Origin of the sequence: Photorhabdus sp. RW14-46 (genome assembly GCF_963887965.1) — a bacterium.
In the GTDB taxonomy this organism is placed as follows: Bacteria; Pseudomonadota; Gammaproteobacteria; order Enterobacterales; family Enterobacteriaceae; genus Photorhabdus; species Photorhabdus laumondii.
This window is the reverse complement of record NZ_CAWPHH010000013.1, coordinates 69,029-87,509: the sequence shown is the minus strand read 5'-3', so window position 1 is coordinate 87,509 and position 18,481 is coordinate 69,029. Positions and strand designations below refer to the sequence as shown.

At 42.4% G+C, this 18,481-nt stretch carries 19 protein-coding genes; 9 read left to right on the top strand and 10 right to left on the bottom strand.

Going from position 1 to position 18,481, the window contains the following annotated elements; translation table 11 throughout:
* The first annotated feature begins 16 nt into the window (after positions 1-16).
* From ruvC to ruvB, 3 genes are all read left to right on the top strand, one after another.
* Positions 17-538: a crossover junction endodeoxyribonuclease RuvC gene (gene ruvC, locus AACQ38_RS12800; RefSeq protein ID WP_011146364.1), complete on the top strand. Its 522-nt coding sequence runs from the start codon at positions 17-19 to the stop codon at positions 536-538.
* Between the two features lie 86 nt (positions 539-624).
* Positions 625-1,242: a Holliday junction branch migration protein RuvA gene (ruvA, locus tag AACQ38_RS12795; protein ID WP_011146365.1), complete on the top strand. Its 618-nt coding sequence runs from the start codon at positions 625-627 to the stop codon at positions 1,240-1,242.
* 16 nt (positions 1,243-1,258) lie between these two features.
* Complete coding sequence (gene ruvB / locus AACQ38_RS12790; RefSeq protein ID WP_113024441.1) at positions 1,259-2,266, top strand: Holliday junction branch migration DNA helicase RuvB; 1,008 nt, start codon at positions 1,259-1,261, stop codon at positions 2,264-2,266.
* A gap of 213 nt (positions 2,267-2,479) precedes the next feature.
* On the opposite strand, the gene znuB is transcribed toward ruvB, so the two are convergent.
* Both znuB and znuC read right to left on the bottom strand, forming a co-directional pair.
* Positions 2,480-3,265 carry a zinc ABC transporter permease subunit ZnuB gene (znuB, locus tag AACQ38_RS12785; protein ID WP_011146367.1) on the bottom strand — a complete coding sequence of 262 codons (786 nt, stop codon included), beginning with the start codon at positions 3,263-3,265 and terminating at the stop codon, positions 2,480-2,482.
* Complete coding sequence (gene znuC / locus AACQ38_RS12780) at positions 3,262-4,035, bottom strand: zinc ABC transporter ATP-binding protein ZnuC (protein WP_011146368.1); 774 nt, start codon at positions 4,033-4,035, stop codon at positions 3,262-3,264. The genes znuB and znuC overlap by 4 nt, the downstream gene beginning before the upstream one ends.
* Positions 4,036-4,111: 76 nt before the next feature.
* On the opposite strand from znuC, the gene znuA reads away from it, so the two are divergent.
* The 3 genes from znuA (at position 4,112) to lpxM (ending at position 7,507) form a co-directional block, all read left to right on the top strand.
* Positions 4,112-5,059 carry a zinc ABC transporter substrate-binding protein ZnuA gene (gene znuA, locus AACQ38_RS12775; protein ID WP_165578286.1) on the top strand — a complete coding sequence of 316 codons (948 nt, stop codon included), beginning with the start codon at positions 4,112-4,114 and terminating at the stop codon, positions 5,057-5,059.
* A 20-nt stretch (positions 5,060-5,079) separates the two neighbouring features.
* A complete protein-coding gene (gene mepM / locus AACQ38_RS12770) occupies positions 5,080-6,387 on the top strand; it encodes a murein DD-endopeptidase MepM (protein WP_011146370.1) in 1,308 nt (435 codons plus the stop codon).
* Between the two features lie 151 nt (positions 6,388-6,538).
* Positions 6,539-7,507: a lauroyl-Kdo(2)-lipid IV(A) myristoyltransferase gene (gene lpxM / locus AACQ38_RS12765; RefSeq protein WP_011146371.1), complete on the top strand. Its 969-nt coding sequence runs from the start codon at positions 6,539-6,541 to the stop codon at positions 7,505-7,507.
* Positions 7,508-7,707: 200 nt separating this feature from the next.
* Here lpxM and pyk read toward each other — a convergent pair whose 3' ends face one another.
* From pyk to AACQ38_RS12745, 4 genes are all read right to left on the bottom strand, one after another.
* Entirely contained in the window at positions 7,708-9,150 is a 1,443-nt protein-coding gene (gene pyk, locus AACQ38_RS12760) for a pyruvate kinase (protein ID WP_165578285.1), read from the bottom strand.
* 615 nt (positions 9,151-9,765) lie between these two features.
* On the bottom strand, positions 9,766-10,779 hold the full coding sequence (locus tag AACQ38_RS12755; protein ID WP_011146373.1) for a phage tail protein: 1,014 nt from the start codon (positions 10,777-10,779) through the stop codon (positions 9,766-9,768).
* Positions 10,780-11,173: 394 nt separating this feature from the next.
* Positions 11,174-12,076 carry a phage tail protein gene (locus AACQ38_RS12750; protein WP_165578284.1) on the bottom strand — a complete coding sequence of 301 codons (903 nt, stop codon included), beginning with the start codon at positions 12,074-12,076 and terminating at the stop codon, positions 11,174-11,176.
* A gap of 472 nt (positions 12,077-12,548) precedes the next feature.
* Positions 12,549-13,409 (bottom strand): MurR/RpiR family transcriptional regulator, encoded by an 861-nt coding sequence (locus AACQ38_RS12745; protein ID WP_011146375.1) that lies wholly within the window; start codon positions 13,407-13,409, stop codon positions 12,549-12,551.
* Positions 13,410-13,753: 344 nt separating this feature from the next.
* On the opposite strand from AACQ38_RS12745, the gene zwf reads away from it, so the two are divergent.
* The 3 genes from zwf (at position 13,754) to mdtI (ending at position 16,603) form a co-directional block, all read left to right on the top strand.
* Positions 13,754-15,229: a glucose-6-phosphate dehydrogenase gene (gene zwf, locus AACQ38_RS12740; protein ID WP_011146376.1), complete on the top strand. Its 1,476-nt coding sequence runs from the start codon at positions 13,754-13,756 to the stop codon at positions 15,227-15,229.
* Positions 15,230-15,852: 623 nt separating this feature from the next.
* The gene (gene mdtJ, locus AACQ38_RS12735) at positions 15,853-16,269 is read left to right on the top strand and encodes a multidrug/spermidine efflux SMR transporter subunit MdtJ (protein ID WP_109791521.1); all 417 of its coding nucleotides are present in this window, start codon (positions 15,853-15,855) and stop codon (positions 16,267-16,269) included.
* Position 16,270: 1 nt separating this feature from the next.
* The gene (mdtI, locus tag AACQ38_RS12730; RefSeq protein ID WP_041380068.1) at positions 16,271-16,603 is read left to right on the top strand and encodes a multidrug/spermidine efflux SMR transporter subunit MdtI; all 333 of its coding nucleotides are present in this window, start codon (positions 16,271-16,273) and stop codon (positions 16,601-16,603) included.
* 67 nt (positions 16,604-16,670) lie between these two features.
* On the opposite strand, the gene AACQ38_RS12725 is transcribed toward mdtI, so the two are convergent.
* The 4 genes from AACQ38_RS12725 to AACQ38_RS12710 all read right to left on the bottom strand — a co-directional run bounded on the left by AACQ38_RS12725 (position 16,671) and on the right by AACQ38_RS12710 (position 18,307).
* Complete coding sequence (locus tag AACQ38_RS12725; protein ID WP_165578283.1) at positions 16,671-16,916, bottom strand: hypothetical protein; 246 nt, start codon at positions 16,914-16,916, stop codon at positions 16,671-16,673.
* Entirely contained in the window at positions 16,882-17,118 is a 237-nt protein-coding gene (locus AACQ38_RS12720) for a hypothetical protein (protein ID WP_165578282.1), read from the bottom strand. Before AACQ38_RS12720 ends, AACQ38_RS12725 begins: the two co-directional genes overlap by 35 nt.
* Positions 17,119-17,484: 366 nt before the next feature.
* Complete coding sequence (locus tag AACQ38_RS12715) at positions 17,485-17,943, bottom strand: HipA domain-containing protein (RefSeq protein WP_082302907.1); 459 nt, start codon at positions 17,941-17,943, stop codon at positions 17,485-17,487.
* 31 nt (positions 17,944-17,974) lie between these two features.
* Positions 17,975-18,307, bottom strand: a complete 333-nt coding sequence (locus AACQ38_RS12710) for a helix-turn-helix transcriptional regulator (RefSeq protein ID WP_165578281.1) — start codon at positions 18,305-18,307, stop codon at positions 17,975-17,977.
* Positions 18,308-18,481: the final 174 nt, after the last annotated feature.

Here is an 18,481-nt window from a genome sequence, read left to right as displayed (position 1 = left end):
GGCGAATAAACAGAATATGGCGATTATCTTAGGTATCGACCCGGGTTCCCGCGTCACTGGCTATGGTGTGATCCGTCAGCAGGGGCGTCATTTGAGCTACCTTGGCAGTGGTTGTATCCGAACAAAAGTTGATGATCTGCCTAACCGGTTACAGCGGATTTATGCGGGTATCCTTGAAATTATTACGCAATTTCAACCAGATGCTTTTGCTATCGAGCAAGTCTTTATGGCAAAAAACGCCGATTCAGCGCTGAAATTAGGGCAAGCACGGGGAGTGGCTATTCTTGCCGCTGTTAATCAATCTATACCGGTTTTTGAATATGCTGCGCGGCAGGTGAAACAAACGGTTGTTGGAACCGGGGCGGCTGAAAAAAGTCAGGTTCAGCACATGGTGCGTTCTGTGCTGAAATTGTCTGCTAACCCGCAATCCGATGCGGCAGATGCATTGGCGATTGCGATAACCCATTGTCACTTTAATCAGAATCTTTTGCGGGTTGGTGATCCCAGATTAATTTTGGCACGTGGACGTTTAAGATAACGGCTGGATATGCATCCAGCTTTTTTTATGTTATAACCATAAATAGAACAATCAGTTTTATTTTTTAGGTTTTAGGGGGTAAACGAGTGATAGGGCGTCTCAGAGGAATTGTGCTGGAAAAACAACCACCTTTGGTTTTACTGGAAACAAATGGTGTTGGTTATGAAGTCCATATGCCAATGACCTGTTTTTATGAATTGCCTGATGCCGGACAGGAAGCTGTTCTGTTTACTCACTTTGTTGTGCGTGAAGATGCGCAATTACTTTATGGTTTTAATGATAAGCAGGAGCGGGCGCTATTCCGTGAATTAATTAAAGTGAATGGTGTAGGGCCTAAATTGGCGTTGGCTATTCTTTCGGGCATGTCTGCGCAGCAATTTGTTTCTGCTATTGAACGAGAAGCGATCGTTTCTCTGGTTAAATTGCCGGGTGTAGGTAAGAAAACCGCTGAACGGTTGGTGGTTGAAATGAAAGATCGCTTTAAAGGGCTCAATGGCGATCTCTTCAATCAGAGCAGTGATATTAATTTGCCGGCAACGGCCAAACAGACAACTTCTGACGCTGATAGCGAAGCAGAAGCCGCTGCGGCATTAGTCTCTCTGGGTTACAAGCCACAAGAGGCTAGCCGCATGGTCAGTAAAATCGCTAAACCGGGTGCTGATTGTGAAACACTTATCCGCGAAGCACTTCGCGCTGTTCTCTAAGTTACAGGGGTAAGCCATGATTGAAGCTGACCGTCTGGTTTCTGCGGAAGTTTTGCAAGACGATGAAGCGATTGACCGCGCAATCAGACCTAAATTGTTGTCTGAATATGTTGGGCAACCGCAAGTCTGTGAGCAGATGGAGATTTTTATTCAGGCTGCCAGACAGCGTGGTGATGCCCTTGATCACCTGCTGATTTTTGGTCCGCCGGGATTGGGGAAAACAACGCTGGCGAATATTGTTGCCAATGAGATGGGCGTTAATCTTCGCACAACTTCTGGTCCGGTGTTGGAAAAGGCGGGCGATCTGGCGGCAATGCTGACCAATCTTGAGCCGCATGATGTGTTGTTTATCGATGAAATTCACCGTTTATCGCCGGTAGTGGAAGAAATTCTCTATCCAGCAATGGAAGATTACCAACTGGATATTATGATTGGCGAGGGGCCGGCAGCCCGTTCGATCAAAATTGATTTGCCGCCTTTTACCCTGATTGGGGCTACCACTCGCGCAGGTTCTTTGACTTCGCCACTGCGTGATCGGTTCGGTATCGTGCAGCGCCTTGAATTTTATAATGTGGACGATTTGCAAAGTATCGTTTCTCGCAGTGCCCGTTTTATGGGAGTAGAGATTACTGACGATGGTGCCCGGCAGGTTGCTATGCGTTCTCGTGGAACGCCGCGGATTACAAACCGTTTACTGCGCCGGGTACGTGATTTTGCTCAAGTAAAAGGGAATGGTGCGATTGATGGCAATATTGCCACCAGAGCGCTGGATATGTTGAGCGTAGATGCTGCCGGTTTTGATTATCTGGATCGTAAGTTACTGATTGCCATCATTGATAAATTTATGGGCGGGCCGGTTGGGGTAGATAACCTTGCCGCTGCTATTGGTGAAGAGCGAGAAACGATTGAGGATGTGCTGGAACCCTTTTTGATTCAACAGGGCTTTATTCAACGTACTTCCCGTGGACGAATTGCCACTGAACATGCTTATCGCCATTTTGGCATGGTCAGAGATCAGGAATGATCTATACCCTATGGATTTTAAGATGGATCGCGACGGCAAGGGAGCGAATCCCCGGGAGCATAGGTAACGATGTGACCGGGGTGAGTGCAGCCAACAAAGAGGCAACTTGAAAGATAACGGGTATATGTAATTGCTTGAAAAATCGGGATGGGCATTCCCGTAAGGGAAGCCTATCCCGTTCTCCTGATAACCGGGTTGTACCCACTCAGTGGATTAATTTTTTGCTTTACTGATCAGGCTGGCAATAAACATCACCGCAGCACATAGCACGACAGAGGGTCCTGCTGGTGTGTCGTAAATGGCGGAGAAAGCTAATCCACCGGTGACGGCAAGCATGCCAACCGCAATAGCAATACCGGCCATTTGCTCCGGTGTGCGGGCAAAACGGCGAGCAGTGGCGGCCGGGATAATGAGCAGGGAGGTGATAATCAGTGCACCGACAAATTTCATTGCCAAGCCGATTGTCAACGCTGTTACCAGCATTAACAGCACTCTTAACCGCTGTATTTTAATGCCATCCACAAAAGCCATTTCTTGACTGACGGTGATAGAGAGCAGGGCGTTCCATCGCCAGAACAGGAGCGTGGTGACAATGGTGACACCGATGGCAATTAACCAAATATCTTCATAGGTGACTGATAACAAATCACCAAATAGATAAGCCATCAAATCAACTCGCACATTAGACATTAAACTGACAACCACCAGCCCTAATGATAATGCGCTGTGAGCCATAATCCCCAACAAAGTATCGATTGCCAATTGAGGACGTTTCTCCAGCCAAACCAACATCATTGCCAGTATCAAAGTGACGGCGATAATTGTGTAAAAAGGGCTAATATTTAACAATAATCCGAAAGCAACGCCCAGCAATGAAGCATGAGCCAGAGTATCACCAAAATAGGACATTCTGCGCCAGACAACAAATGAACCTAATGGCCCGGCAGCAATAGCCAATAATACGCCGGCCAACCAACCGGGGAATAATAATTCGATCATGAGTGGCATTCCCTGTTATTTTCCAAGATAATTTTCCCTTTCAGATCATGATGGTGATTGTGTTGATGGTGATCGTGTTGATGGCGATATATTGCTAATTGCTCAGCACCGTGATGACCAAACATAGCGATAAATTCAGGGTGAGTTGAAACAACTTCAGGTGTGCCGGAACAGCAAATATGTTGATTAAGGCATAAAACTTCGTCTGTTTTCGCCATGACCAGATGCAAATCATGGGAAACCATCAGTACAGCGCAATGCAATTCGGTCCTGATTTGATTAATTAAATCATAAAGTGCTAATTGACCATTAACATCGACCCCTTGTGTTGGTTCATCAAGGACAAGTAATTGAGGTTGATTTAATAGTGCTCTGGCTAATAAAACCCGTTGGCTTTCCCCGCCGGATAATTTTTGCATGGGCTGTTGCAATAGATGAGCAGCATTTACCCGTTCAAGTGCCGGCAATATATCGCCAGATTTGACACCGGGTTTTAGCATCATGAAGCGTTTAACTGTCAATGGCAGGGTGGGATCAAGATGCAATTTCTGCGGAACATAGCCGATTTTCAATCCATCGGTCTGTTCAATAGTGCCGGATGATGGCTCAATAAGCCCTAAAACAACGCGGACTAAAGTTGATTTACCGGCACCATTAGGACCTAGCAAAGTCAGAATATTCCCTCGTTGCAAATGAAGAGAGATATTGTTTAATACCCGACGATCGCCGAAATTAACAGCAACATTTTTTAAAGTGATGAGTGTCGACATGTTAAATATATCTTGCGTGAACATTGAGATGTTATAATATAACAATTCTGGTTTCTGTCCACGAGATATTTACATTATGTTACACAAATCATATAAACTAGCGCACAAATTTCTCTGCAAGACCGCGATTATTGCTGTTTTCATGTCGGGAACGATACAATCGGTTAATGCTGATGTTGTGACATCAATCCGTCCATTGGGTTTTATTGCCGCGGCAATAACTGAGGGTGTAACTGATACGCAGGTACTGTTACCTGATGGGGCATCACCGCATGATTATGCGTTGAGACCGTCTGATCTTAAGAAAGTTAACCGGGCAGATTTAGTTGTGTGGGTTGGACCTGAGATGGAAATCTTTTTGTCTAAACCGTTAGCCAAAGTTCCACAAAATAAACAGTTAGTTTTAGCACAATTGCCAACGATTAGGCCATTATTGCTGAAAAATAATGAAGATTTACCCGAACCGGATCAGCATAAACATAAAGATGACCATGAACATCATTCTCATGGTGAATATAATATGCACATCTGGTTATCACCAGAAATAGCAAAACAGGTGGCACAGGGGATTCATGACCAATTACAAGCGCGTTATCCGCATAAAAAAGCAGCGCTGGACGTAAACCTACGTAAATTCAATGCGCAGCTTGCGCAAACTGACAAAAATATTGCTAATATTCTTAAGCTGGTGCGTGGTAAGGGGTATTTTGTTTTTCACGATGCTTATGGCTATTTCGAGCAGCATTATGGCCTGACGCCATTAGGACATTTTACGATTAATCCTGAAATACAACCTGGCGCACAAAAATTACATCATATACGAACACAATTGGTTGAGCAGAAAGCAACCTGCATTTTTGCTGAGCCACAATTCAGGCCGACCGTTATTAATGCTGTGGCGAAGGATACGGGAGTGCGTATGGGCACTTTAGATCCGTTAGGAGGCCGCATCGTATTGGATAAGGACAGCTATATGAAATTTATAACTCAGTTGTCGGAACAGTACGCGGGTTGCCTGAATTAAAGCAATAAGGAATTCAATGAGTGCAACAGATAGTTAAAACTATCGTTCTGGTGTATAAGGAGTTACCGCGACCGCATAAAATTATGTTGGGTTCGCTGACTGTAGCAACATTGGTTGTCACTATGTGGCAACCTATTGCTTATCATCATGAACAAGAAGAAACAACAGTCGGCAGCATCGCCATCAATCTTCCGGTAGATAGTGATGAGATTATTGCAGATAGCAGTGAACAGCTACCGGATGAAGGTATTCCTGATGAAGAGACGAACTCAGAGGTTACGGCTCAAACTCCGCATGAATATATTGTCTCCGACGGTGACACCCTCAGTAATATTCTGACCCAATTTGGTATCGACTCTTCTGATGTCGCGTTACTCGCGAGTCAGCATAAAGCGTTACGGGGGCTGAATATTGGTCAGCCATTGTCATGGACAGTCAATGAAGCGGGTGACTTGCAAACGCTGACTTGGGGTGTTTCCCGCCGTGAAATGCGCATTTATACCCGTGAGGGCGATCTGTTTAAAGAAACAAAAGAGTTTCAGAAAGGGGAATGGAAAAACAGCGTCGTCGTTGGCGTTGTTGATAGTAACTTTACCAGCAGTGCTTTAAATGCCGGCTTAACCAGCAGTGAAGCACGTGAAGTTACCAAGGCACTGCAATGGCAAATTGATTTGCGTAAATTACATGAAGGTGATCGTTTCTCTGTATTGCTGTCCCGTGAAATGTTGGATGGTCACAGTGAACAGAGCCAATTACTTGGTGTTCGCCTAAATAGTGGTGGTAAAGATTATTATGCTATCCGGGCGGAAGATGGGCGTTTTTATGATCGTCAAGGTTCCGGTCTGGAGCGCGGATTTTTGCGTTTTCCAACCGCCAAGCAATTTCGGGTATCTTCCCAATTTAATCCTCGGCGTGTGAATCCAGTCACTGGTCGGGTTGCGCCACATAAAGGGGTGGATTTTGCTATGCCGGTGGGAACGCCTGTTTTGGCGGTAGGTGATGGTGAGGTGATTGTCTCCAAATATAACGGAGCAGCAGGTAACTTTATTGCCATTCGTCATGGGCGCCAATATACCACGCGTTATATGCACTTGAGAAAGCTGTTGGTGAAATCAGGGCAGAAGGTAAAACGCGGTGATCGTATCGCGTTGTCCGGTAGCACTGGTCGTTCTACCGGTCCACATTTGCATTATGAATTCTGGATCAATCAGCAGGTGGTAAACCCATTAACGGCGAAATTGCCGCGTTCTGGCGGTTTGAGTGGTAAAGAACGCACAGAATTCTTGGCAATGGTAAAAGAGGTAACGCCCCAGCTTCTGTTAGATTGAGTTTAATTGTTCATTAGTAACAGACTTTAAAGCGGATGATTGATATCATCCGCTGTCGTTTTGTATTGCAGAACAAGATATGTTGACATCTGTTGATATAGATCCCTGTATGAAAATGGCAAATTATCGTTTTGTTTTAAAGAGTTATCTCATGCATAAAGAAACAGATACAGACAGTAAAGCTGGTTATGTGCCGACATTTCATAAATCTTACCTGCATCCTCGTTACTGGGGATTATGGCTGGGCATTGGTGTGTTGGCCGGGCTGGCTTACCTACCAGTTAAAGTGCGTGATCCTCTGCTGGCTAAAATAGGCTGGTTGGCGGGTAAGTTAGCGAAAGGGGCACGTCGTAGAGCAAGAATAAATCTGTGTTACTGTATGCCGGAACTGACGGAGCAACAGCGTGAAGCATTGATTGATGAGATGTTTTCTACCGCACCTCAACCTTTTGTTATGTTGGCTGAACTGTGTTTACGTGGTACAAAATCAACGTTAAGCCGGACGCAGTGGCATGGGGAAGAGATTATTCTTCAACTGAAAGCGCAGGGGAAAAACGTTATTTTCATGGTGCCTCATGGTTGGGCTGTGGATATTCCAGCGATATTACTGTCTGTGGGCGGACAGAAAATATCAGCCATGTTCCATCACCAGAAAAACCCGGTTGCAGATTATCTGTGGAATAAAGTTCGCCATCATTTTGGTGGCCGTTTACATTCTCGTGATGCTGGAATTAAACCGTTTGTTGCTGCTGTTCGCCAGGGTTTCTGGGGATATTATCTGCCTGATCAAGATCATGGTGAGGAGCACAGTGAGTTTGTTGATTTTTTCGCAACTTATAAAGCGACATTGCCGGCAATTGGGCGATTGATGAAGGTTTGTCGTGCTGCTATTGTGCCGCTGTTTCCGGTTTATAATTACCGTACTCATCAGCTTGATATTTATATTCGTCCGCCAATGGATGATATTGATGGCAAAGATGATGCTTTTATTGCCCGTCGAATGAATGAAGAGTTGGAACAATTGGTGCGACCGAACCCTGAACAATATACCTGGATACTTAAATTACTTAAGACTCGGAAAGCGGGTGATATTGGGCCCTATGGGAGAGAAGATTTGTGATTTTAGCTACAAAGATATATACCCTATGGATTTCAAGATGCATCGCGAGTGAAGCCAACAAAGAGACAACTTGAAAGATGACGGGTATATAAGCGATCAGAGTCATAGAAAAGCAATAAGAGACGGTAAAAGCTTATTTTACCGTCGAATTGTCGTTGGATTAAGCGGGATGCGCGTTTGACGCAAAATGTTGTGGCGCTTTATTCCACTTCAAGAATACGGCAGGTGTTAGTACTGCCAATCGTCCCCATCTGATCACCCTGAGTAACCAGAACAAGATCACCGGAAACTAGATAACCTTTATCACGCAGGCGATTAACCGCTTCATTGGCCGCCGTAATGCCGTCAGTATGACTACTGCAATAAACCGGTGTAACGCCACGGTAAAGTGCCGTTTGGTTTAAGGTTTTCTCATGACGGGACATAGAGAATATCGGGAGACCAGAACTAATGCGAGACATGATGCGAGTGGTGCGGCCTGATTCGGTCATGGCAATAATGGCTTTAACTCCATTTAAGTGGTTTGCCGCGTACATGGTAGACATCGCAATGGCTTCTTCAATACTGTCAAAAATTGTGTCTAGCCGATGTTTTGATACGTTGAGGCCAGGCATTTTTTCTGCTCCGAGACAGACTCGTGCCATTGCGGCAACGGTTTCGGCAGGGTATTGGCCCGCTGCGGTTTCAGCGGAGAGCATCACGGCGTCAGTACCGTCGAGAACGGCGTTTGCCACATCCATCACTTCTGCGCGGGTAGGCATTGGGTTGGTGATCATAGATTCCATCATCTGGGTCGCGGTAATAACTACACGATTTAGCTGGCGGGCACGGCGAATTAATTTTTTCTGAACGCCAACTAACTCTGGATCGCCGATTTCTACGCCAAGGTCACCACGGGCAACCATGACCACATCAGAAGCCAGAATGATTTCATCGATGGTTTTATCACTGCTAACGGCTTCTGCGCGTTCAACTTTTGCCACGATCTGCGTTTCACAGCCTGCGTCTCGTGCCAGACGGCGGGCATAGTTAAGATCTTCACCGGTGCGAGGGAAAGAGACGGCAAGGTAATCAACGCCGATTCTGGCCGCCGTAATAATATCTTCTTTATCTTTTTCAGTTAGGGCTTCTGCGGATAATCCACCACCCAGTTTGTTAATGCCTTTATTGTTAGATAGCGGGCCGCCTACAGTGACTTCCGTGAAGACTTTCATTCCCTGAATGTCTAATACTTTGAGTTGAACACGTCCGTCATCCAGCAACAAAATATCACCCGGTATAACATCCGAGGGTAATCCTTTGTAATCGATACCGACTTTCTCCTTATCGCCTTCGCCTTTACCAAGATTGGCATCAAGGAGAAATTTATCTCCGATATTCAGGAAAATTTTGCCCTCTTTAAACGTTGATACGCGGATTTTAGGTCCTTGAAGATCGCCAAGAATAGCGACATGGCACCCTAGGCGGGCTGCAATCTCGCGGACATTCTTGGCTCGCTGGAGATGATCTTCGGCGGTACCGTGGGAAAAGTTAAGGCGGACTACGTTTGCACCCGCAGCAATAATCTTTTCAAGATTATTATCGCGGTCGGTAGCCGGACCAAGTGTAGTAACAATCTTAGTTCTTCTGAGCCGTCTGGACATGTGTTACTCCGTTGACCTGTGAGTATTGGTATTGGTTATATAAAAATAATCAATAATCTATTAATTATCCTATATACCCGTTATCCTTCAAGTTGCCTCTTTGTTGGCTGCACTCACTCACCCCGGTCACATAGTTCTCTATGCTCCCGGGGATTCGCTCCCTTGCCGCCGCGATGCATCTTGAAATCCATAGGGTATAAAACGAGTAAAAAAACTCTTCGGCAATCCAACTATCAAGCCTGTTTATAGATTACTTTTGTGACCCATATCAACTTATCATGATACTTTTCGCTGTAGTGCCTATTGACCAGTGTCAGCAACGGATATTTATTGCCGTATTTCTATCCTATCACGATTTGTTCCCGATTTATCAATAATGTGACTGCTCCCCGTCTTGCCGTGTGAGTCTGATACAAGCTTTCTGAAATTTACTGGGATTCAGCAACACTTGAGGGCTGGAAAGCACGAAACGTCCAGGGTGGGTATGCTGTAAAGTATGCAAATGATAAGTTTTCTTTGAGGAGGACGAGTTGGCACTGTCTCTTAAGTCAGACTTATGATCAAGAGACAGCTATTTGCGTGAGATTTGTTAGCGGCCCGGGGGATGTAGGGTTCTTATGCTTTTCGATACCATCCCATCAACTTAATATATGAATTGGTAATTGAAATCGCTGCATTGCCACCAGAATCTCCGGTGTTACCTGAAATTGTATGGTTATGTGCTCCTATTGATACCGTATGAGAGTGGGCACCATTAGTGCTAGTGTTAAATTTGGCATTGTTCCAATCTGTAGATTTTGATCCCTGATTGTTCTTAGAACCGTCGAAATGACCATAACGCCCACCAGTAGTTTCACCCCACCCACTATCATGATAATGCTCTCCAGCGATATTGGTGGTTTTGGTGCCATAATCAAATGTGCTCGTTGTCCCAAAAAATGTATGATTATGTGCTGGCATTTGTGCTGCTGTCAGGCTTATCAAATCATTGCCACCGGTTGATAAAATATCGGAGCCATTGGCGCTAGCTAATCGAATGGTTTTATTTTCACCAATATATTCCCATGTAGTACCCGGAAATAGCACATTGGGGTTTTTATTTTGAGCGAACCAAATCACAATTCCTACAGGATATTGGGTATTAATAATGGTTTCTATTAAGCCAAGATTCTTCAAAAACGTATTTTTATCAGGAATGTCTGCGCCGTTTTGGTTTTTTTCCAGACGGTTATTTGCATTCTGATTGACATCAGAAACAAGCTTCTGCGTTGCCGCAAGGGCATTACTTTCGCCTGTTTGGTCTGTGAGTTGAATAACACCTTGTTGTGTCAGTGAGGCGCTTGGTACTTTTGTTGTGATTTTTTGTTCTAATGCTCTATTTAATTGGGTAATGAGTTTAGCTATATCTCCATCATCTAAAACATCATTACCAGATTGGGTCGCGATAAAATCAGCGATAACAGAGGATATGGTTGATGACTGACGTAATACCTTATTTAGCAAATGAGTAGTAATATTTTTTGGTGGAAACCCAGTCATCAAACCCTGATCTTGTTCATATCTTTCTTGGCTAATTACATTAGCATTACTACTAATGGAAAAGGCTTTAAAATCATTTTTTTTACTCATGTTCTCTCCTGTAATTAAATAATTTGATTTTTTAATCAATATATTGAATTATTATAAAAGTCATTCCATACAATATATGTCAATAATAGTTTAGCTTGAAAAAAATATGATAAAATATTCTTATGACTTAGAGGGGTAACTGTTTTTGGATAATGAGAATAAATAAAATCCCGAAATTGTATGATCGGGTAAATATCTATACCCTATGGATTTCAAGATGCATCGCGACGGCAAGGGAGTGAATCCCCGGGAGCATAGGTAACTATGTGACCGGGGTGAGTGAGCGCAGCCAACAAAGAGGCAATTTGAAAGATAACGGGTATAAATTATTTATATTCAACATCTGAAAAAATTCTAATATTCATATTATTTTTATCCAATGCGGATTTACTCATTAGGCGGTCCTTATAATGTAATTAAATGCTACATTTCTCGGACGTGTTTCATTATCACCATTCATCCCAATAGATTTATTTTCCCCTAAGCCACCTCGTTCGTTTGGACCGCCAGTCATACTGCCACGCATGGGGTCCGTATATTCAAGAGTGGCTTTATCACTGTTAGTGGTATAAATACTATGATTATGTCTTCTGAACGCATCATATTGAAAACTCAATATATTACGTCCGTTATCAATACCTCGACCATTATCCAAACCACGAATAAATTCACCACGTAAATCGGGTAATATTCCGTTAGGATAGGCTTGCGCTAATTTCGGATATTTTGTTTTGTCAAAGGGAGCGCCGTTACATTGCACCCATCCTTCTGGTGGGGTGGTCGTCGGCCAGGGAAGTGGTACCCCTACCGGGATCAATTTTTCGAACAAACTGAGATTTCTCACAAATGCATCTTTATCAGGAATGTCTGCACCGTTTTGGTTTTTTGCTAGCCGGTTATTAGCGTTATCGTTTACATCAGAAACAAACTTCTGCGTTGCTGCAAGGGTATTACTGTTGCCTGTATTGTCTGTGAGTTGAATAACACCTTGTTGTGTGAGTGAGGCATTTGGTACTGTTGTGGTAATTTTTTGTTCTAACGCGCTATTTAATTGGGCAATCAGTTTAGCGATATCGCCATCATCCAGAATATCATTGCCAGATTGGGTTGCGATAAAATTAGCGACGACAGAGGATATAGTTGACGATTGACGTAATACTTTGTTTAGCACATGAATAGTGATATCGCTTGGGGGGAACCCAGTTTTCAAACTTCGGCTTTCTTCATAGGCTTCTTGACTGACTATATTAGCATTATTACCAATAGAAAAAGCTTTAAAATCATTCTTGAGATTCATATATTTTCCTCAGATATAAATAATTTGCTTTTATAAACAACATGCTGAATTATTAAAAAATTAATTTTAAGCAATATATGTCAATAATATTTTAGCTCGGAAAAAACATAATAAAGTATTCTTATAACTTAGAGGGGTAATAGTTTTTGTATAATGAGTGGAAATAATAAATGTGAAACTGTTAATCGGGTAAATGTCTAAACAGTTTATATTCAATATTTGAAAATTATTTTTATCTTCCTGCTTTCTATTTCTTTCGGTAAATTTTTTATAATAATATCCTATGTTTTAATTTTAAACGGTCATTATTTTATTGAGTTAACTGAATAATATGGGATTTTCTTGATATAATTCAATAATTCCTCGCTTATCTTGTCGGCTAGTGCAGATTATTTACCGATGCTCACTGAGTCATAAACGATCGCTGACTACGCAATGGTTGCGAGTCAGCCTAATAGTAAGGGGACTATTTTCAGGTCGGGGGAAAGTCAATTTTATCAAAGCGTGAATTTCGTAGCGCTTCTTTGACTCTTTTCAAGTTATCTCTGAATTTTGAACCACGGCGCAGGGTAAAACCAGTAGCTAAAACATCAATAACAGTTAATTGAGCGATTCTTGAGACCATTGGCATATAAATATCTGTATCTTCCGGGACGTCCAGAAGAATGGCGAGTGTTGCTTCGTGGGCGAGGGGAGAATCTTGGGAGGTAATTGCGATAACTGTCGCATCATTTTCTCGCGCAAGTTGTGCTGCTTCGACCAGGCTTTTAGTCCTGCCGGTATGGGATATGAGTACGACGACATCACCTTCGGCACTGTTAATACAGCTCATCCGTTGCATCACAATGTCATCAAAATAGATAACAGGGATGTTGAAGCGGAAAAATTTATTCATTGCGTCGTGTGCGACGGCCGCAGAAGCCCCTAAGCCAAAAAATGAGATTTTCCGGGCTTGAGTCAGTAAATCAACAGCTCGGTTAATGGCTGTAATATCCAAATTGTTTTTGACGGTATCCAGAGTTGCCATTACCGATTCAAATATCTTATTGGTGTAGGCACTCACTGTATCGCTCTCTTCAACATTGCGATTTACATAAGGCGTGCCATTGGCAAGACTTTGGGCTAGATGGAGTTTGAAATCGGGAAAACCTTTAGTATCCAGACGGCGGCAAAAACGGTTAACCGTGGGTTCACTGACTTCCGCCATTTTTGCCAGTGTTGCGATACTGGTATGAATTGCAGTTTGCGGTGAAGCCAGGATTGTCTGCGCCACTTTTTTTTCTGACTTACTCAAAAATTCGATACTGTTTTGGACCCGTTCCAGTGTATTCATAAAACGCAGTTACCTGTGGTTTTTGACGATTTCATTCAGAAGAGAAATCTATGTAAATTTTTATGAAAATATACTATTAGCAAATTGAAGCTGGCAGTAGGAAGTCACAATAATTTAATGTTTTTCATAAAAGTATGACAAGTGTCTAACTTTCATATTGGTAATTATCTTTCATAAACGTTGGAAAATTACATAAATTTATCACATTTTTCTCATATGAGAAACATATTGTTAACGCATGGTGATGGTTATTCGTTATCTCTGTTTACGCGCCATGGTCAAAAGAGTACATTATCGGTTAATGCTGTAACAAAATTACAATATCCCGCAACGAGGAGAGACATATGGCGGTTACTTCTACAGCTCAGGCTTGTGATTTAGTCATTTTTGGCGCTAAAGGGGATTTGGCACGCCGGAAATTATTGCCTTCCCTTTATCAGCTTGAGAAAGCGGGTTATATCCACCCAGAAACCCGGATTATCGGTGTTGGCCGGGCTGATTGGGATAAAAAAGCTTATACCAAGGTTGTTGAAGAAGCTTTAAATACATTCTTGCCAGAAAAATTAGATTCAGAATTATGGAAGATATTGAGTGAGCGTTTGGCGTTCTGCAATCTGGATGTTAATCAAAAGGAAGACTTTGCCAAATTGAAGGCAATTCTTAAGCAGGATAATCGGCCTGCAATCCATTATTTTGCGATGCCACCCAGTACTTTTGGTTCGGTTTGTCACGGATTGGGCCTTGCAGGGCTAAATAAAGAGCCAAATCGAGTTGTGATGGAAAAGCCTTTAGGGACCGATCTTGAATCATCCAAAGCCATCAATGATGAAGTAGCTAAATATTTCAATGAGCGTCAGGTTTATCGCATCGATCATTATCTGGGTAAAGAAACCGTATTGAATCTGTTGGCGCTGCGGTTTGCCAATTCCTTGTTTGTGAATAATTGGGATAACCGGACAATTGATCATGTACAAATTACAGTAGCTGAAGAAGTCGGTATTGAAGGCCGTTGGGGTTATTTTGACCAAGCTGGGCAGATGCGCGATATGATTCAGAATCACCTGTTGCAAATATTGACCATGATTGCTATGTCTCCTCCGGCAGATCTGACGACAGACCGTATCCGTGATGAAAAAGTAAAAGTATTGCGTTCTCTGCGCTGTATTGATCATACGAATGTGCGGGAGAAGACGGTACGAGGTCAATACACTGCTGGTTTTGTTCAGGGGCATAAGGTACCGGGGTATCTGGAAGAAGAGGGGGCAAACCAGTCCAGCCGGACGGAAACTTTTGTCTCTATCCGTGTCGATATTGATGACTGGCGTTGGGCCGGGGTTCCTTTCTACCTGAGAACCGGTAAACGTCTGCCAACGAAATGTTCCGAGGTGGTAGTTTATTTCAAAAAGCCTGCACTGAACTTGTTTTCTGAATCTTATCAACAACTACCGCAGAATAAGCTAACGATTCGTTTGCAGCCGGATGAAGGTATTGATATTGAAGTGCTGAACAAAGCTCCGGGGCTGGAACACAAGCATCGTCTGCAAACCACTAAGCTAGATCTGAGTTTCTCTGAAACGTTTAACCATATTCCGTTGGCGGATGCTTATGAGAGGTTACTGCTGGAGGCTATGCGGGGTATTCAGGCGCTATTTGTTCGTCGTGATGAAGTGGAAGAAGCGTGGAAATGGGTTGATTCTATTATGAATGCATGGGCGGCGGATAATGATGCGCCTAAGCCTTATCAGGCGGGGACGTGGGGGCCGGTCGCTTCTGTTGCGATGATCACTCGCGATGGTCGTTCGTGGAATGAGTTTGAGTAATTGACAAACCTTTCTGTTGAAGCTCAAGCCGTACTATAAGCGGCTTGGGTTAGTATCAACAAGGTATCAGCTTATACCCGTTATCTTTCAAGTTGCCTCTTTGTTGGCTGCACTCGCTCACCCCGGTCACATAGTTTGCTATGCTCCCGGGGATTCACTCCCTTGCCGTCGCGACGCATCTTGAAATCCATAGGGTATATGTTGATATCAATTCTGTTTTTCTATTCAACATTGTTTATCAGATAAAAAAATAAATGAGATTGAGCAGTTGCTTTCTATTATCTTATATGGTAGAAGTACTATGAAAATTAACACTATTTATGAGGATTCTTAGTATATCGCGCGGAATATCGGTGCGATGAAAGAATGAGATATCATGAACAGCGCCAAAAGCGTCAAGTTTCAAAGTTCCACTCACATGCTTTTCCTTTCTGCCATTTTATCCAGTGAGCATTACTGGTGCGGTTCATTATAGCGTCTGACTCCTGTTAACCGGTTTTCAACCGGTATTTCTATTTCGTCAAAAACGTCAGGTTATTATTTCTCATCTTATATATGGGTGGGTTTAGATCATTTATAGCTTGCGTCTTGACGTGCGTATTTACGTGGTCAGGAGAAAGAAAATGATTTATTGGTTATTCCTTGCAATGGCAATTATTACCGAAGTTATCGGTACCTTATCGATGAAACATGCCAGCGTTTCCGGTGGTGTAGTTGGCATGGCCGTTATGTACATCATGATCGCCACATCCTATATCTTGCTGGCAATGGCGGTGAAAAAAGTGGCATTGGGCGTTGCGTACGCTTTATGGGAAGGGGTTGGCATTCTATTTATTACTGTTTTTAGTGTCATGTGGTTTGATGAATCATTGTCATTGATGAAAGTAGGGGGATTGGCTCTGCTGATAACAGGGATTATGTTGATTAAATCCGGTACGAGAAAAGCCGCAGTCAAAAAATCGGCAGAGGTAGTGAAGCAGATGGCAAATAAGGCTGTCAGTGTTGCAACAACCAAAAGCAGTAAAGTAAAGGAGGCGTAACATGTTGCAACAATTTGAATGGTGGCATGCGGCGTTTTTATTCCTTGCTGTCGTATTGGATATTTTAGCGAATATTTTACTGAAACTTTCTAATGGTTTTAGACGTCCTTGGATGGGGATTCTCTCGCTTATTGCCGTCCTTGGGGCGTTCAGTGCGCTTGCTCAGGCAGTGAAGGGAATTGAGTTGTCCATTGCTTATGCCTTATGGGGCGCTTTCGGTATTATCGCGACGGTTGCTGCTGGCTGGATTATGTTTAATCAGCGTTTGAATTATAAAGGTTGGGGTGGAATTGCCTTGTTGCTGTTGGGCATGGTGATGATCAAGATGGCTTAAGCCATATTAATTTTTAAAATCAGGATAAAGACACATTATTAGCGTTCAGGTTTTTAAGTAACGAATTTTATTGTTTATTTCTTATATTATCTGCTGGCATGCAACTAGCAACTATTTTGCATAATAACCAGCAGATATGAATATACCCGTTATCTTTCAAGTTGCCTCTTTGTTGGCTGCACTCACTCACCCCGGTCACATAGTTATCTATGCTCCCGGGGATTCGCTCCCTTGCCGTCGCGATCCATCTTGAAATCCATAGGGTATAAAGATGACTTTTAGCAGGTAAAACAGACGCCTGGTTTATGGCCATCTTTTACTCGACAACCAGGACACCAAGACTGAACAATATAGCGGCCATCACCCATATCCCTCATACCAAAGTCTTCATAGCGATAAAAAACATGTTGACCCATTGCGGCGGAACAACATGGGCAACTTTTATAGATCTTGCCTTCTACTTCCGCAACAACGGAATCATGAAGGGAATCATGACAACCTGAACAAACATCCATAGAATGCTCCATACCAAGTGATAAAAGTTATTGAAGATTAGGCCATGTTTATATTCACTAAACAGTGACCAGACACTGATGTGCTTATTAGAAAGTATGGACGACGTATAAGTATAATTCAATATTGAAAAGGTAAATAATAGAAAATCCATTTGGTAAGTTAACTCTACCAGATGAAATTAACGCTATTTGTGATAAGCAATATTGGAAACTATTTTATTTACATTGATCATCAGAATATTATCAGTGGATCAAACATAACATATATTTCCAAAATGAATTATTAAGGGCCATTACTGAAATAGCGTAGGTGTTTTGGCCCGTAAGATGGGTTTATAATAAGTTTATGTACAGATTTTAAAGTTCTCAAAAAATTATGGAGAATGGATTTAAAAATTGTCTATGCCAGAACAATTTTTTATCTATTTCACTTAACTCAGCTTCTTCACAGATATTATTCCAATTATCTTGGATGATTAATATTTGTCTATTAAAGATTTCTTTTGCTTTTTTCTCTGAGATATTAAAGTTATGTGCAGTTTCTAAACAGGTTTGTAATTGGCTGAGGTTTTTATTTTCGACTATTAACATTGCTTGAGATGCTTCATTACCCGATCTACCTTGAGGGCATATATCATAAGCCGGAGTTAAACTTAAATTTTTTCCATCCCAAAATGCAGCATGATTTCGAGCGTGATCATCTGTATTACCGCACAGTATATTAAAAACTAATCGTGAAAATAATTCTTCTAATGTTTTCTGAGGATTAGTGAAACGATATCGTATAATCTCGGCAAATTTTTCATAACTAGCATATCTAGCCATCAAATGTTGGGACTAAACAACTTCTTTGTTATTAGAAATCATCGTATACCTCTCTCTTTTCTTCCTGAATACGCTGTGGTAATAAAACTAATTTATCTCTTGTTTGTTCTATACGTGCTGAGATAGGAAATTTATCACTGTCAAACAAGCTGATACCTACAAGGTTGGCCAGCTCAAATGCTAATCCTATGGAACAACCCATATCCCCGTTTTCAATTTTTTGTAGTGTGGTTCTGGATATACCAGCACGTTCTGCCAAATTCTTTTCTGACCAATGGCGTTGTTTTCTACCTAACTTGATTTGTTCTCCGAGTAACATAACTGCCTCTTGAGAGAATTTTGAATAGGCTCTATGTTTTAACATTCCCCCTCCTGTTGACCATTATAGTGGTCATTGATGGCCTTAATGAACATTATAATGGTCACCGATAGTTCAAGGCATAGGAGGAAGGTTAGAATTGTTGGGTTTATAATATTCCACTTGGATCAATGAATAATATAGTTTATGAAAATATCGATTAATGTTTTATTTTAACGT

What these genes read in the sequence shown, in the direction of transcription:
- AACQ38_RS12745 (WP_011146375.1), bottom strand. Translation starts at nt 13,409, where the DNA reads ATGAATACACTGGAACGGGTCCAAAACAGTATCGAATTTTTGAGTAAG.
- ruvB (WP_113024441.1), top strand. Translation starts at nt 1,259, where the DNA reads ATGATTGAAGCTGACCGTCTGGTTTCTGCGGAAGTTTTGCAAGACGAT.
- AACQ38_RS12720 (WP_165578282.1), bottom strand. Translation starts at nt 17,118, where the DNA reads ATGGATGTTTGTTCAGGTTGTCATGATTCCCTTCATGATTCCGTTGTT.
- mdtJ (WP_109791521.1), top strand. Translation starts at nt 15,853, where the DNA reads ATGATTTATTGGTTATTCCTTGCAATGGCAATTATTACCGAAGTTATC.
- mdtI (WP_041380068.1), top strand. Translation starts at nt 16,271, where the DNA reads ATGTTGCAACAATTTGAATGGTGGCATGCGGCGTTTTTATTCCTTGCT.
- AACQ38_RS12755 (WP_011146373.1), bottom strand. Translation starts at nt 10,779, where the DNA reads ATGAGTAAAAAAAATGATTTTAAAGCCTTTTCCATTAGTAGTAATGCT.
- ruvC (WP_011146364.1), top strand. Translation starts at nt 17, where the DNA reads ATGGCGATTATCTTAGGTATCGACCCGGGTTCCCGCGTCACTGGCTAT.
- pyk (WP_165578285.1), bottom strand. Translation starts at nt 9,150, where the DNA reads ATGTCCAGACGGCTCAGAAGAACTAAGATTGTTACTACACTTGGTCCG.
- lpxM (WP_011146371.1), top strand. Translation starts at nt 6,539, where the DNA reads ATGCATAAAGAAACAGATACAGACAGTAAAGCTGGTTATGTGCCGACA.
- znuB (WP_011146367.1), bottom strand. Translation starts at nt 3,265, where the DNA reads ATGATCGAATTATTATTCCCCGGTTGGTTGGCCGGCGTATTATTGGCT.
- zwf (WP_011146376.1), top strand. Translation starts at nt 13,754, where the DNA reads ATGGCGGTTACTTCTACAGCTCAGGCTTGTGATTTAGTCATTTTTGGC.
- AACQ38_RS12715 (WP_082302907.1), bottom strand. Translation starts at nt 17,943, where the DNA reads ATGGCTAGATATGCTAGTTATGAAAAATTTGCCGAGATTATACGATAT.
- AACQ38_RS12750 (WP_165578284.1), bottom strand. Translation starts at nt 12,076, where the DNA reads ATGAATCTCAAGAATGATTTTAAAGCTTTTTCTATTGGTAATAATGCT.
- AACQ38_RS12710 (WP_165578281.1), bottom strand. Translation starts at nt 18,307, where the DNA reads ATGTTAAAACATAGAGCCTATTCAAAATTCTCTCAAGAGGCAGTTATG.
- znuC (WP_011146368.1), bottom strand. Translation starts at nt 4,035, where the DNA reads ATGTCGACACTCATCACTTTAAAAAATGTTGCTGTTAATTTCGGCGAT.
- znuA (WP_165578286.1), top strand. Translation starts at nt 4,112, where the DNA reads ATGTTACACAAATCATATAAACTAGCGCACAAATTTCTCTGCAAGACC.
- AACQ38_RS12725 (WP_165578283.1), bottom strand. Translation starts at nt 16,916, where the DNA reads ATGGCCATAAACCAGGCGTCTGTTTTACCTGCTAAAAGTCATCTTTAT.